The sequence below is a fragment of the Tsukamurella asaccharolytica genome (assembly GCF_007858435.1).
Lineage (GTDB): Bacteria > Actinomycetota > Actinomycetes > Mycobacteriales > Mycobacteriaceae > Tsukamurella > Tsukamurella asaccharolytica.
The window spans coordinates 109,651-122,221 of sequence record NZ_VIGW01000006.1; the positions used below are offsets into that span (position 1 = coordinate 109,651).

At 69.5% G+C, this 12,571-nt stretch carries 16 protein-coding genes; 11 read left to right on the forward strand and 5 right to left on the reverse strand.

The genetic code is table 11. From position 1 onward, the window contains the following. The first annotated feature begins 80 nt into the window (after window positions 1-80). From FK529_RS12995 to FK529_RS13020, 7 genes are all read left to right on the forward strand, one after another. Window positions 81-1,349 (forward strand): S1C family serine protease, encoded by a 1,269-nt coding sequence (locus FK529_RS12995; RefSeq protein WP_146561776.1) that lies wholly within the window; start codon window positions 81-83, stop codon window positions 1,347-1,349. After that, window positions 1,346-1,972, forward strand: a complete 627-nt coding sequence (locus FK529_RS13000; protein WP_438947197.1) for a MogA/MoaB family molybdenum cofactor biosynthesis protein — start codon at window positions 1,346-1,348, stop codon at window positions 1,970-1,972. Before FK529_RS12995 ends, FK529_RS13000 begins: the two co-directional genes overlap by 4 nt. Then, window positions 1,969-2,178, forward strand: a complete 210-nt coding sequence (locus FK529_RS13005) for a hypothetical protein (protein WP_146561778.1) — start codon at window positions 1,969-1,971, stop codon at window positions 2,176-2,178. The genes FK529_RS13000 and FK529_RS13005 overlap by 4 nt, the downstream gene beginning before the upstream one ends. A 420-nt stretch (window positions 2,179-2,598) precedes the next feature. After that, a complete protein-coding gene (locus tag FK529_RS13010; RefSeq protein WP_146561780.1) occupies window positions 2,599-3,258 on the forward strand; it encodes an MspA family porin in 660 nt (219 codons plus the stop codon). A 67-nt stretch (window positions 3,259-3,325) separates the two neighbouring features. After that, window positions 3,326-4,024 (forward strand): MspA family porin, encoded by a 699-nt coding sequence (locus tag FK529_RS13015; RefSeq protein WP_146561782.1) that lies wholly within the window; start codon window positions 3,326-3,328, stop codon window positions 4,022-4,024. Between the two features lie 153 nt (window positions 4,025-4,177). Further along, window positions 4,178-5,494 carry a hypothetical protein gene (locus FK529_RS20045; RefSeq protein ID WP_158635113.1) on the forward strand — a complete coding sequence of 439 codons (1,317 nt, stop codon included), beginning with the start codon at window positions 4,178-4,180 and terminating at the stop codon, window positions 5,492-5,494. Between the two features lie 378 nt (window positions 5,495-5,872). Beyond that, entirely contained in the window at window positions 5,873-6,460 is a 588-nt protein-coding gene (locus tag FK529_RS13020) for an MspA family porin (protein WP_231703066.1), read from the forward strand. 73 nt (window positions 6,461-6,533) lie between these two features. Here the strand turns inward: FK529_RS13020 and mscL are convergent, their stop codons facing one another. Further along, window positions 6,534-6,992: a large-conductance mechanosensitive channel protein MscL gene (gene mscL / locus FK529_RS13025; RefSeq protein ID WP_146561784.1), complete on the reverse strand. Its 459-nt coding sequence runs from the start codon at window positions 6,990-6,992 to the stop codon at window positions 6,534-6,536. Window positions 6,993-7,061: 69 nt separating this feature from the next. On the opposite strand from mscL, the gene FK529_RS13030 reads away from it, so the two are divergent. Next, a complete protein-coding gene (locus FK529_RS13030) occupies window positions 7,062-7,589 on the forward strand; it encodes a hypothetical protein (protein ID WP_146561786.1) in 528 nt (175 codons plus the stop codon). Between the two features lie 11 nt (window positions 7,590-7,600). Next, window positions 7,601-8,587, forward strand: coding sequence for a PrsW family intramembrane metalloprotease (locus FK529_RS13035; RefSeq protein ID WP_158635114.1), 987 nt, complete (start codon window positions 7,601-7,603; stop codon window positions 8,585-8,587). A 3-nt stretch (window positions 8,588-8,590) separates the two neighbouring features. Here FK529_RS13035 and FK529_RS13040 read toward each other — a convergent pair whose 3' ends face one another. The 3 genes from FK529_RS13040 to FK529_RS13050 form a co-directional block, all read right to left on the reverse strand. Further along, window positions 8,591-9,223 carry an SAF domain-containing protein gene (locus FK529_RS13040; protein WP_146561790.1) on the reverse strand — a complete coding sequence of 211 codons (633 nt, stop codon included), beginning with the start codon at window positions 9,221-9,223 and terminating at the stop codon, window positions 8,591-8,593. An 88-nt stretch (window positions 9,224-9,311) separates the two neighbouring features. Next, complete coding sequence (locus tag FK529_RS13045; RefSeq protein WP_146561793.1) at window positions 9,312-10,115, reverse strand: acyl-CoA thioesterase; 804 nt, start codon at window positions 10,113-10,115, stop codon at window positions 9,312-9,314. Next, window positions 10,112-10,378, reverse strand: a complete 267-nt coding sequence (locus FK529_RS13050; RefSeq protein WP_146561795.1) for an FmdB family zinc ribbon protein — start codon at window positions 10,376-10,378, stop codon at window positions 10,112-10,114. The genes FK529_RS13045 and FK529_RS13050 overlap by 4 nt, the downstream gene beginning before the upstream one ends. Window positions 10,379-10,452: 74 nt before the next feature. Here FK529_RS13050 and FK529_RS13055 point away from each other — a divergent pair, with 74 nt between their 5' ends. After that, entirely contained in the window at window positions 10,453-11,004 is a 552-nt protein-coding gene (locus FK529_RS13055; protein WP_146561797.1) for a TetR/AcrR family transcriptional regulator, read from the forward strand. 73 nt (window positions 11,005-11,077) lie between these two features. Here the strand turns inward: FK529_RS13055 and FK529_RS13060 are convergent, their stop codons facing one another. Next, window positions 11,078-11,608 (reverse strand): 5-formyltetrahydrofolate cyclo-ligase, encoded by a 531-nt coding sequence (locus tag FK529_RS13060; protein ID WP_146561799.1) that lies wholly within the window; start codon window positions 11,606-11,608, stop codon window positions 11,078-11,080. 61 nt (window positions 11,609-11,669) lie between these two features. Here FK529_RS13060 and FK529_RS13065 point away from each other — a divergent pair, with 61 nt between their 5' ends. Further along, the gene (locus FK529_RS13065; protein WP_146561801.1) at window positions 11,670-12,569 is read left to right on the forward strand and encodes a UTP--glucose-1-phosphate uridylyltransferase; all 900 of its coding nucleotides are present in this window, start codon (window positions 11,670-11,672) and stop codon (window positions 12,567-12,569) included. The last annotated feature ends 2 nt before the right edge of the window (window positions 12,570-12,571 follow it).

The following is a 12,571-nucleotide window of genomic DNA, read 5'->3' on the forward strand; positions in this document are numbered from 1 at the left end:
GAAGTGACAATCTGCTCACAGGCACCTCACAGCAGTCGTATGCAGTCTGGGCGGGGAATGACGATGAAGGAGGGGGCTCCATGACCGAGGGTCCGCAGAATCCCTATCAGCAGGGGCAGCCGGCCGGGCAGTACGGCCAGCAGTCCGGCCAGCAGCCGGGGCAGTACCAGCCCACGCAGCAGTACTCGAGCGCCTACCCGGCGCCGGGCGGCGCACCATCGGGCTACCCGGGGCCGGGCGGCCTGCCCCCGGTGACCACGACGCCCCCGCCCGCGCGCGGCCCGAAGATGGGCGCGCTGGTCGCGATGGGGGTGGCGATCGCGCTGATCGCGTCGCTGCTCTCGGTGACCGGGGCCTACCTGGTGTGGGGACAGGGCGGTAGTTCGCCGACGACGATCGTGTCCGGGGGTGACGCGCCGCCGGTGGTCAAGGGCTCCGTGCAGGAGGTGGCCCAGAGCGTGCTGCCGGCCGTGGTGTCGATCGACAACCAGGCGGGGGCCTCGGAGTCGTCCGGCTCGGGCGTGGTGATCAGCGCGGACGGCAAGATCGTGACGAACAACCACGTCGTCGCCGGCAACGGCAGGCTGACGGTCTCGTTCTCCGATGGCAGCGTGAGCAACGGCGCGGTGGTGGGCACCGATCCGATCACCGATCTCGCGGTGATCCAGACGGACAAGCGCGGCCTCACGCCGTTGGCCTTCGCCGACAGCAGCAAGCTCAGCGTCGGCCAGGAGGTCGTGGCCGTGGGCGCCCCGCTGGGGCTCGCCGGCACGGTGACCAGCGGCATCGTCTCCGCGCTGAACCGCCCGGTGGCGACCAGCGGTAGGGATTCCGACCAGGCGACGGTGATCAACTCGGTGCAGACCGACGCGGCGATCAACCCGGGCAACTCGGGTGGCGCGCTGGTCGACATGACGGGACGCCTCGTGGGCATCAACTCATCGATCGCGACGCTCGGCTCGAGGGCGACGGGGCAGCAGGGCGGCAGCATCGGTCTGGGCTTCGCGATCCCGTCGAACCAGGTGCAGCGGATCAGCAAGGAGCTGATGGATTCGGGCTCGGCCACGCACGCGGCCGTGGGCATCACGGTGGACCCGCGCGCGTCGGTGAACCGGCCGGGAGCGCTCGTGGTGGACGTCTCGGCGACGGGCGGCTTCGGCCGCGCGGGCATCCCGAAGGGCGCGCTGGTGACCAAGCTGGACGATCTGAACATCTCCGACGGCTTCGGTCTGATCGGAGCCGTGCGGGCCTACCAACCGGGGGCTACCGTGACCGTTACCTACCTCGACAGCCCGAGTAGTACGAGTCCGGTGACCAAGCAGGTGACGCTCGATAAGTTGGACAAGTGACTGAGGAGTCGAAGATGACCGCGGAGATGAGCCAGAGCCGAGCAACGGATGCCGAATGGCTGGAGGGCGACGTGCTGGATGCGCCCGTTCTGGACGATCCGGTGCTCGACAGTGCCGGCGTGATCGGCCGTGCCCTCGTGGTGGTCGTCGACGACCACCTGCAGCCCGGCGCCGCTCGGGCGTCCGGCGCGTCGAAGTCGGTGGGCTCGCTGGTGACGGAGCTGCTGGAGGAGGCCGGCTTCGAGGTGGACGCCGTGGTCGTGGTCCCGGCCGAGGAGGTGGACGTGCGCAACGCGCTGAACACCGCGGTGATCGGCGGCGTCGACCTGGCAGTGACCATCGGTGGGGTGGGCGTGGGCGCACGCGATGTGACGCCGGAGGCCACCGGGGCGATCCTCGACAAGAAGCTGCGCGGCATCTGCGAGGCGCTGCGCTCGTCCGGGCTGGCCGCCGGCGCGACCGACGCGGGCCTCTCCCGGGGCCTGGCCGGCGTCTCCGGCAGCACCGTAGTGGTGAACCTCGCCAGCTCGCGCGCCGCGATCCGCGACGGCATGGCGACGCTGACGCCGCTCGCCACCCACGTGATCCGCCACATCGCGGGCGGGGACGACCAGGCCCGGTGACGCCCAGCGGAGATCCCACGCCGCGGAAGTACTCCGCGCGCGATATCGCGCGGATCTTCGGGGACGTCCTGCCCTCACAGACCAGGGACGATCTGTCCGACGACGCCGCACCCCGCCCGGGTGCGGCGTCGCCCGTTGCCGGGTCCGACGGTGACTCCACCGACCGCTGGTACCGCGAGAACCGCCCGCCGCATCACGGCGGCTAGCTCGCTTGAAACTACAAATGCCAGCGGTGTGACTAAGAACACGGCCGTGTCGTGAAACGGTCAGGTTACGTCTCTGGTGTATCTGAATGAATTCTAAGTGGGAGGGCCGTCCCGCCTTCGCCCAGGTGGGCACGCATTTTGAATGAGTGCACCCTAATAAGTGCAGGTGGCTGCATGAGTACGAGATTCACCATCTCCACGAACAGGTTGACGAAATCATCATTTAGGAAGATTGAAAGCGTTGCGCGACCTGGAAACCTGAGGATATGCTCCGCGGGAACCGAAGGTCAGTGAAGACTTCCGGGGAACCGATAGTGATCCCGGCCTGAGAACGGCCGGGATTCGGCCCGTGGCCGGGTGAGCCGTCGGGCTGGCGCTCCTACCGGAGCGTCACACAATGATTCCTGGTGAGGGGAACGAATGAGCAAGATGAGCAAGGTTGCAGGGCGCGCCGGCGTCGTTGCGATCGCGGTGGCCGCGGCCGCCTCGGTCGCTGCAGGGTCGGCGAACGCCGGTCCGCTGCCCAGCGGTGAGAAGATCGTCCCGGCCCCCGCGGGCTGGAGCGTCGTTCTGAAGTCGACGGGTAACTCGTCGGCGATCCAGGGTTCGCTCGCCACGGCACAGTCGCGGACCGCGTGGTACACGTCCAACGGCTCCGTCACGGTGAAGGCTCCGGCCGACGCGAAGGACATCCAGGGCAAGCTCGGCGTCGGCGTCATCGTCGGCTGCCAGTTCCCGGGCCAGATCGGCGTGGGTGTCACGGTGGAGGGTCCGGGCGCGGTACTCGACTCGAACGGCCCGAGCGCCAGCCTCGGCGGCGTATCCCCCAAGCTCACTGTGCCGCTGACCCCGGGCGCCACCTCGAGCGTCTCCGGGTACGGCCGCGCGGACCAGCTGGGCTCCACCGATTCGATCAAGTTCACCAAGGCCGGCACGTACAACGTGTCGATCAAGGACCAGAACATCGACATCAAGCACTGCTCGGGCTACGCGCAGGCGCGCGTCGTGACCTGGGTCGAGATCAAGGGCAGCAACCGTATCCAGGGCTTCCTGTACGGCGCGCCGTTCTCGCTGGGCTGATCCTCCGACCGACCTGACTCTCTCTTGCCCGCCCCTCGGGGCGGCGATTCCCGAAGGAATACATTCAATGAAGAAGATCGCGATCCGTGGCGCCATCGCTGCCGCCGCGGCCGGCGTGGCGCTCGGCGCCCTCTCCACGGGTGCGGCCAACGCCGACACCTTCATCCCGCTGCCCAACGACAGCGTCACCAACAAGGTGGGTGACTCGACCGTCACGGTGAGCATCACCAACCAGAGCGCGAAGCTCTCGCCCGGCATGGTCTCCCTGCCCACCACCCGCAACGCGTGGGTCTCGGGCGTCGTCTCCGCGAAGATCAACGGCGGCAAGCCCGACGGCGGCTCCATCTCCGCCGGCTACGCCGTGGGCTGCCAGGTCGACGTCGGCAAGACCGAAGTCACCGCTGGCGTGACCGGCGCCTCGGGCGCGAGCGTGAACTTCAACGGCCCGACCATCCAGCCGAAGGTGACTGCCACCACCGGTGCCACCATTTCGCTCGCCGCGGGCAGCATCGGCACGCAGATGCTGACCTACGACCGCGCCTCCTGGCCGTCGCCCGGCGACGAGGTCGCCCCCGACTGGGCCGATCCCAGCACCAGCTTCAAGTTCAAGGGTGCCTCGGGCTCGCTCGCCTACACCGAGCAGACCATCGGCGTCGACGGCTGCGCCGGCTACGCGCAGGCTCGCTTCTTCGCCAAGGTCAAGGTGAAGTCGGGCAACACGCAGTCGACGGTCGTCCTGTGGGGCAAGCCCTTCACCCTGGGCTGATCCCCATCACGCGCTAGAAGGCGGTGTCCGTTCGGGCGCCGCCTTCTGCGTCTCGTTTGATTGGTACTAACGTACAAATCGGGCACGGCGCCGCCCGAGGCGTACCACGCGAATCCTCAGGCGCTGCATCCGCTCTCAAGGAAGCTGACACCAATGAATACGAAGGCAACCACCCTCACCTCCGCCACCGCGATCGTGGCCGCCGCCGCCGTCGCCATCGCGCCCGTCTCCGGCGCGATCACGACCGCCGCTCCCGCCGCCGCGCCGGCCGCCGCCGTGGTGAACGCTGCCGCGACCCCCTCGGCAGTCCTCAAGAACATCGCCGCGGTCCCCGCCGCCGCGAACGTCGCCTCGGCGATTCCCGCCGCCGCGACCGCCACCTCGGCCGCCTCCGACGCGCTCGGCGCCTTCGTCGTCGTGACCGACGAGGCCGTGCAGGGCGCTTCGGCCGCCGTGCAGAACGCTACGGCGCAGGCCACTGCCATCGAGCTGCCGACCGTCCCGAAGGCCGTCACCGATCTGCTCAACCTCGCGGGGCTGCCGGTTCAGGCCGTCTACCGGGTCCTGCAGACCAGCCAGGGTGTGTACACCGTTTGGTACAAGATGCTCACCTCCGTGCCGCAGGCGATCTTCCGCGGCGAGTTCGGCGCCGTTCCGGAGCTGTTCCGGAAGGCTGCCCAGGACTCGCTGACGTGGATCGCCACCGGCGCGGGCCCGAAGGCGCCCACGACGACCAAGTCGCTCACGACTGAGGTCACGACGGCTTCGGACTCGACCCCCACACCGAACCTGTTCACCGCCGGGCTCGACGTGCTGGGCATCCCGGTGGCGACGGCGTTCGCCGGCGGCCAGGCGGCGCTGTCGATCTACAAGAACTTCTACGGCCTGCTGACCTCGGTTCCCCAGGCGGTCTTCCAGGGTAAGTTCGGCGACGCCGTGAACCTCGTGGTGGACGCCGTGAACAAGTCGGTGAACACGATCGTCACCTTCCCGGCCACCCAGATCGCCGCAGCGCAGGACAAGATCGACACGTTCATCGATCTGCTGACCCCGCCCGCCCCGGCGCCGACCGTCACGCCGAAGGACGCGGTGTCGCGGGTCTCTGCCACGTCCGCGGACGAGGACAAGACCTCGGTCGCTCAGAACCTGTCGGCCGAGGCGGACAAGGTTGTCGAGCCGAAGGTCGTGGAGCCGAAGGTCGTGGAGCCGAAGGTTGTCGAGCCGAAGGTTGTCGAGCCGAAGGTTGTCGAGCCGAAGGTCGTGGAGCCGAAGGTTGTCGAGCCGAAGGTTGTCGAGCCGAAGGTTGTCGAGCCGAAGGTCGTGGAGCCGAAGGTTGTCGAGCCGAAGGTCGTCGAGACGAAGACCGTCGAGACGAAGACCGTCGAGCCGGAGCAGTCGAGCAAGAAGGATTCCACGACGCCGGATTCGACGAACACGTCGAACTCCACGTCGGAGTCGGGCGCCAAGTAGCCCTCCGCTTTCACAGCAGCGCATCGCGCGTCCTGGGACTTCCCGGGGCGCGCGATGCGCCTTTTGTGCAGAAGTCGGCGGGCGCTCGAGCGCACCGTGGCGGCAGGAGACCCCGGGGAAACCAACGCTGGGTGCCGATCCTGTTACAGCTTCCCCTCAGTGTTAACTCAGTGTTTCCACGGGCGATTCGACCTGTTTCCGGCTGGTACCTTCCTTTCTCAAGCGCCGACGACGCACGGCCGGCGTATCGAAAGGACTGGGTACATGACCCCGAGAATCTCCGTTACCGCGGCGGCGGTCGCCAGCGCGGGTGCGCTGGCGGCCACGCTGCTCGCACCCGCCACCGCGAGCGCCGACACCGTCATTCCCCTGCGGGACGTGACGCAATCGGTGAAGGCAGGCGCCGGCACCATCACTGTCAGCGTGAAGGCCCAGCGCGCAAAGCTGTCGCCCGGCATGGTCGCGCTGCCCACCACGCGCAATGCGTGGGTATCCGGGGTCGTCAGCGTCAAGGTCAACGGGGCTGCGGCCGACGGCGGCTCGATCGAGGCGGGCTACGCCGTCGGCTGCCAGATCGATGTCGGATCGGCCGGTGTCGAAGCGGGCGTCGAGGCGGCGTCTGGTGCCTCGGTCGACTTCAACGGTCCGACGATTCAGCCCTCGGTGACCGCGAGTACGGGCGCCTCCCTCTCCCTCGCGGCAGGGTCGATCGGCACGCAGTCGCTCACCTACGATCGCGCGACCTGGCCGAAGCCGGGCGATGAGATCGATCCGGACTGGTCGGCGCCGTCGACGAGCTTCGACTTCACCGGCTCGAGCGGCAGCTTCACCTACAGCGACCAGACGATCGGCGTCGACGGCTGCGCCGGCTACGCACAGGCCCGCCTGTACGTGATCGTGCGTGCCGAGGTGGGCGACACCAAGGGGCGCGTCGTCCTCTGGGGCGATCGCTTCACCCTCGGCTGACCGCACCGTCGGACTGGGAAACGAAAGCCGGCCTCCCGCGAGTGCGGGAGGCCGGCTTCGTGGGTCGGTGACGTCAGATCTGCGGCTTCTGCGAGGGGAACTGACCCGTCGGCGGGAGCTCGGCGGCCGAGTGCGCGCCGCCCTGCGGACGCGCGGTCTGCGCGGCCAGGAGGTCGCGGATCTCGACGAGCACGTCCACCTCGTCCTCCGACGCCTTCTCCGGCGCGAGGCGGGCCTTCATGCGCTCGTACGGCAGGATCAGGATGAAGTAGACGACCGCCGCGACCAGTATGAAGTTGATCACCTGGGTGAGCACCGCGCCGAGATCGATGGTGGTGGCCGGGTTGCCGTCGACGATCTGCCACGAGAGGCCCTTGACGTCCTTGCCGCCGCCGATCGAGGCGATGAGCGGCTTGACGACGTTGTCGGTGAAGGCGGTGACGATCGCGGTGAACGCGGCACCGATGACAACGGCGACCGCGAGGTCCAGCACGTTGCCCTTGAGGAGGAAGTCCTTGAATCCCTTGAGCATGATCGAGTGTCCTTCGTGAGTTTGTAACGCCAGTGACGCATGATGAATTTTCGGACTTATGCTAGCCGTATGAATCGAATCCGCGCAGTGGACGCGGGCGTTTCGGCCGTTGTGATCTTGGCCGTCGGCGGCCTCGCCGCCGGTTGGTTCGGGATCGAACGCGCCGTCCCCACGCCACGCACGCCCGTCGCCGAGCATGACTACCGCATCGGGAACGATTACGCCGGAGTCGATTTCCGCGCGCCGCTGGGCTGGGAGAAGGTGCCGTCGGGCCGCGCCGACGTGGCACGTTTCGTCCACGCGACCGGCAGCTCGCTCACGGTCCTCCTCACGACCGGAATGACCGATTTCGACACCGCGGCGCCGCGCCGCCTGCGCGAATTCGAGGCGGGCGGCGTCGACGCGCGCTTCACCGGCGACCTCCGCGGTACGCGCTTCTCCGGGCGCACCTGCACCGCCACCACCGGCGGCGGACGATCGGGGGAGTGCGCCGTCGTCGGGCGGGACTCGCTGTTGGTCACGCTCCTCGCCCTGCGCCCGCCCGACGGTGCCGCGCCCGACCTGGCCGCGCTCGTCCGATCGATGCGGGAGGTGTGATGCGCGCGCGGATGACCACGATCTCCTTCTGGGTGTTCGCGGCCGGCCTGGTGCTCGGCGGCTACGTGCTCGCGCGCGACATGCTGCCGCGGTTCGGCGAATCCGGCGCCGCCATGGCCGCGGCGGCGCCGATCATCGTGCTCGCGGCCGCCGCGGTCGCGGTGATCATCTGGGCCCTCGACCGGTCCGACGCCCAGGTCCGCAGCGCGTGGGCGCTCGCCTTCGCCTGGGGCGCGATCGGCGCGTGCGGGCTGGCGCTGCAGATCAACGGCTTCGCCTCCGACGCCGTCAGCGACGTGCTCGACGACCCCGGCGCCACGTACTGGGGCGCCGCCCTCGTCGGCCCGCTCAACGAGGAGACCATCAAAGGTGCCGGCGTGGCCCTGCTGCTCGTGATCTTCCGCGACCGGCTGCGCCGCCCCCTCCAGATCTTCGCCGTCGGCGCGTTCGCGGGCCTCGGCTTCCAGGTGGTGGAGAACCTCAGCTATGCGATCACCTTCGCGCTGCGCGACGCGCAGTCCGACGTCGCCGGCGCGCTCACCGTGACCCTGCTGCGCGCGCTGTTCGGCTTCCAATCGCACTGGGTGTACACCGGGTTCTTCGCGCTGGGACTCGCACTGCTGCGCAGCCGCCCGGCGCTGGCAGTCCTCGCCGTGGCGCTGTCGTACCTCCTGCACTTCTGGTGGAACGCCCCCGGCGGTGACGACCCGATGCTCGCCTTCGCCCTGATCCTGCTCAAATGCGCGGTCACCCTCACCCTCCTCGGCGCGGCCTGGTGGTGGATGATCCTCGACCAGCGCCGATGGCTCCAGGGCGCCATCGGTACGCCCGAAGCGGCGGCGCTCGCCCCGCCCGCCGAGCTCGCGACGCTGCCCACCCGGGCCCTCCGTCGCGCAGGCCAGGAGTACCTGCGCCACTACTACGGCCCCGCGTTCGCCGATGTCGCGCGGGAGCGGCAGAGGTGGCTGATCCGCGAGCTGACCCAGCGCCTCGGCTGACCCTCACCGGAAGACCACCGACAGCGGCGAACTGAGCGCCGCGGCGGCCACCGCGTGCGCCTCCGACTCCGACATCGCGAGCATCGCGGTGCGCGCCTGCTGCCGCCCGGCCTGCGGGGCCGCGGCCACCGCCACCGTCGCCGAGCGGGCCAGCACCGCGGGCGAGTCGTCCTTGCGCTGGGCCACCACGTCCACCACGTCGCCCGCGCGGAGCAGGTCCATCGTGGCCGGGTCGTGCAGCGATACCGGCACCAGCCGCGCGCCGGGGCGTATCTGCCCGGCGGTGCGGTCGGTGAGCACCCGCCGGCCCGTGAGGATCTCGCCCGCGGCCACCGGGCCCGTCACCGACCGGCCGACGGCATCGTCGGGCCCCGTCAGCGCGTCCTGCGGCGCGAGCTCGGCGGGCACGGTGCGCACCGCCAGGTCGTCGCCGGAGAGCCGGCCACCCGGCCCCAGCTCGCGGGCGGCCACGAGCACCTGCGCCTGCGGCCCGCTGGGCCGGCTGGTGACGGCGATGACGAGCGCGAGCGCGGCCAGGACCGCGGCGACGGCCCGTCGAGCCGTCAGCGTGCGCGCCCAGCCGGGTCGCAGCGCGGCCCGCAGCCTCTCCGCCCCGGTCGGTTGCAAGGAGTCCATGCCAGGACGCTACGACGGTGCGCCGTCGCGGCACCGTCGGAGAAGGGGTGCCTGTGGATAACCCCGAACCTGTGGAGGAAGGCCCCGATCAGGCCTTCGGATCCTTGTAGTAGACGATCTGGTGCGTCGTCGCCAGGAGGGTGCCGTTGCGGCCCCAGAGCTGGCCGTACTGGTCGAAGTGGCCGTGGCCGAACCGGGCGGCGCGGGCGGAGGCGAGCAGGTGATCATCGCCCTGCTGCTCGAGTTCCGCGGGGCTCGCGTGGAAGTACGTCGTCAGCGAGATCGTCCCGGCCGGCACGTACGTGCCGCGGCGCAGGAAGATCCGCGGGAAGAAGGAATCGGCGATCGAGGCGAGCGCCGGATAGTCCAGCGGGCGGGCGGGCTTGTCGCGCAGCCACATGGTGGTCGTCGAGCCCTCCTGCGGGCCGTCCATCTCCAGGCTGCCCTCGACGAAGCGGGTCTCGTAGTTCTTCGCCCACTCCACGAACTCCGGCAGCGACAGCTCGGGGTAATCCTCGGGGCCCTGGACGGGCGGGAAGTCCAGTTCGGTGTCGCTCCAGGTGTCGCGGCGGGTGCCGAACACCGCGGTCCCGGAGGCGACGGCACCGTCGTCCTGACTGATGACGAACGTGAAGTGCTGGTTGGTGCGGTTCGTGCGGAGCACGGTGATCGCGAGGTCCCAGGCGCCGTTCGTGATCGGGGCGGCGAAGTTGAGCGTGAGACTCAGCGGGTGCCCGTGTGCCTCGGGGTGCGCCTGCAACGCGGCGACCACCGCGGCGGCCGTGATCCCGCCGAACGGCCCGACCATGTTGTTGTAGGCCGGGTGCGTGTGCGCGCGGAAGCCGCCGTCGACGGGCTCGAGAGCCGTCGCCTCGTCGAAGACGTGCGTCACGAGCTGGTCGCCTTGTCGGCCTTCGTGGAGGTGTCGGGCTTCTTCTCCGATTTCTTCTCCGACGTGGCCGCTGTATCGGCCTTGGAGCTGCGCGAATCGGTGCGGTAGAAGCCGCTGCCCTTGAAGACTACGCCGACGGAGTTGAACAGCTTCCGCAGCGGTCCGCCGCAGTGGGGGCACTCGGTCAGCGAATCGTCGGAGAAGGACTGGACGGCGTCGAAGGCCTCGCCGCACTCCTTGCACTGATACGAATAGGTAGGCACGCTGCCGATTCTACCTCGCGGATTAGCACTCGTGCGATTCGAGTGCCAGGGGTGTGAGCGGATACGATACCGGCATGACGGCTCCCTCACCCGCGCGGCGCATCGTGGACGCGGCACGCGAGGTGATCGCCGCGAACGGCATCCCCGGCGTCAGCATGGATCAGGTGGCCAAGCAGGCGCACGTCTCCCGCAGCACGCTGTACCGGATCTTCCCCAACCGCGACCAGTTGATCGCCCGCGTCGTGGCCATCGAGATCCGCACGCTGCGCCGCAAGCTCGACAAGACGATCGTGGGGTACACGCCGCAGCAGACCCTGGTCGAGGTGTTCGTCCTGAGCATCGAGCAGGCCGAGGCGAACATGGCCGTCTCGAAGGTGCTGGCCGCCGAGCCCGAGTACTTCCTGCGCATCCCGCGCGGCGTGTGGGACCTGCTCATTCAGGGCATCGTGATCCGGCTGCGCAACTCCGGCGCTGAGCAGGACTACGCGGAGCTCTGCTCCGTGGTGGACCTCATCCTGCGGATCACGGGTTCGCTGCTGTCCAACCCGCCCACCGGCCTGGACATCAGCGATACCGACGCGCTGCGGGCGTACGGCGAGAAGTACGTCACCCGCCTCCTGGTGTAGACCGGCGCCGTCAATCCACGGCCCACAGCGTCACGAAGCCAGATCCGGCCTCCTGACGCTCTCAGCCGCGGATTCACGACACGAAGTCCACCAACCCCGACGGGGTCAGTGCCGCATGCACCGGCACATCCGTGGGCTCCGACGGCAGGAAGTCGACCAGCTCGTCGTCGTAGACCACCGCGATCAGCCGCGGCCCCGCCACCAGCGAACGGTCGTAGTAGCCCGCCCCGCGCCCCAGCCGCACACCCGCGCGGGAGCAGCCCAGCGCGGGCAGCAGCACCGTCGACGCCGAGGCCACAGCATCAACGCCCAGCCGCGGCCCCGCGGGTTCGAGGAGCCCGAAGGGCCCGGGGGCCAACGATCCCGACCAGGCCCAGTCCAGCGGGCCGGGCTCAGGCGGGGTGACCGGCAGCAATACCCGACGGTCCAGGGTGAACGCCGGCTCGGTACCCACCGGCACGTACGCCGCCACCACCTCGCCCAGGTCCGCCGCGGCCAGAACGGACGTCAACGCCGCGCCGGCCGCGGCCCTCTCGGCCGAGGTCATCGCCGCTCGCCCGCGGCGGAAACGCGCACGCCACTCGGCCTTGGATGCAGCGCTCATGCGGTGAACACGCAGCCACGCGGATCGGTTACCTCCATGAGCCCTAGCTTATGGTGGTGCAATGACCACAGTCCCGTCCATCCCGAAGACCGCGATCGTCCCGGCCGCAGGCCTCGGCACCCGCTTCCTCCCTGCGACGAAGACGGTGCCGAAGGAACTGCTCCCGGTGGTCGACACTCCCGGCATCGAGTTGGTGGCCGAGGAGGCCGCGGCCGCCGGCGCGGAGCGCCTGTGCATCGTGACCAGCCCGGGTAAGGACGGGGTGGTGGCCCACTTCGTCGAGGACCTGGTGCTCGAGGGCACGCTGGAGAAGCGCGGCAAGACTGCGATGCTCGACAAGGTGCGCCGCGCCCCGAACCTCATCCACGCCGAGGCCGTCATCCAGGAGAAGCCGCTCGGCCTGGGGCACGCCGTGGCCTGCGTCGAGCCCGCCCTGGACGACGACGAGGACGCGGTCAGCGTCCTGCTGCCCGACGATCTGGTGCTGCCCAACGGCGTGCTCACCACGATGGCGAAGGTCCGCGAGAAGCGCGGCGGCTCGGTGCTGTGCGCGATCGAGGTCACCCCGGAGCAGATCAGCAGCTACGGCGCCTTCGACGTAGAGATCGTGCCCGACGCCGCCAACCCCGACGTGCTCAAGGTCAACGGCATGGTCGAGAAGCCGAAGGCCGAGGACGCCCCGTCGAACTACGCGGCGGCCGGCCGCTATCTGCTGGATCGCGCGATCTTCGACGCGCTGCGCCGCATCGGCAAGGGCGCGGGCGGCGAGATCCAGCTGACCGACGCCATCGCACTGCTCATCAGCGAGGGGCATCCCGTGCACGTCGTGGTGCACCGCGGAACCCGACACGACCTCGGAAATCCCGGGGGCTACCTCAAGGCTGCGGTTGACTTGGCGTTGGACCGCGATGACTACGGTCCCGACCTGCGGGCGTGGCTCGAGGGTCGACTCAACCGATAGGG

What these genes read in the sequence shown, in the direction of transcription:
- FK529_RS12995 (WP_146561776.1), top strand. Translation starts at nt 81, where the DNA reads ATGACCGAGGGTCCGCAGAATCCCTATCAGCAGGGGCAGCCGGCCGGG.
- FK529_RS13010 (WP_146561780.1), top strand. Translation starts at nt 2,599, where the DNA reads ATGAGCAAGATGAGCAAGGTTGCAGGGCGCGCCGGCGTCGTTGCGATC.
- FK529_RS13015 (WP_146561782.1), top strand. Translation starts at nt 3,326, where the DNA reads ATGAAGAAGATCGCGATCCGTGGCGCCATCGCTGCCGCCGCGGCCGGC.
- FK529_RS20045 (WP_158635113.1), top strand. Translation starts at nt 4,178, where the DNA reads ATGAATACGAAGGCAACCACCCTCACCTCCGCCACCGCGATCGTGGCC.
- mscL (WP_146561784.1), bottom strand. Translation starts at nt 6,992, where the DNA reads ATGCTCAAGGGATTCAAGGACTTCCTCCTCAAGGGCAACGTGCTGGAC.
- FK529_RS13030 (WP_146561786.1), top strand. Translation starts at nt 7,062, where the DNA reads ATGAATCGAATCCGCGCAGTGGACGCGGGCGTTTCGGCCGTTGTGATC.
- FK529_RS13035 (WP_158635114.1), top strand. Translation starts at nt 7,601, where the DNA reads ATGACCACGATCTCCTTCTGGGTGTTCGCGGCCGGCCTGGTGCTCGGC.
- FK529_RS13040 (WP_146561790.1), bottom strand. Translation starts at nt 9,223, where the DNA reads ATGGACTCCTTGCAACCGACCGGGGCGGAGAGGCTGCGGGCCGCGCTG.
- FK529_RS13055 (WP_146561797.1), top strand. Translation starts at nt 10,453, where the DNA reads ATGACGGCTCCCTCACCCGCGCGGCGCATCGTGGACGCGGCACGCGAG.
- FK529_RS13060 (WP_146561799.1), bottom strand. Translation starts at nt 11,608, where the DNA reads ATGAGCGCTGCATCCAAGGCCGAGTGGCGTGCGCGTTTCCGCCGCGGG.
- FK529_RS13065 (WP_146561801.1), top strand. Translation starts at nt 11,670, where the DNA reads ATGACCACAGTCCCGTCCATCCCGAAGACCGCGATCGTCCCGGCCGCA.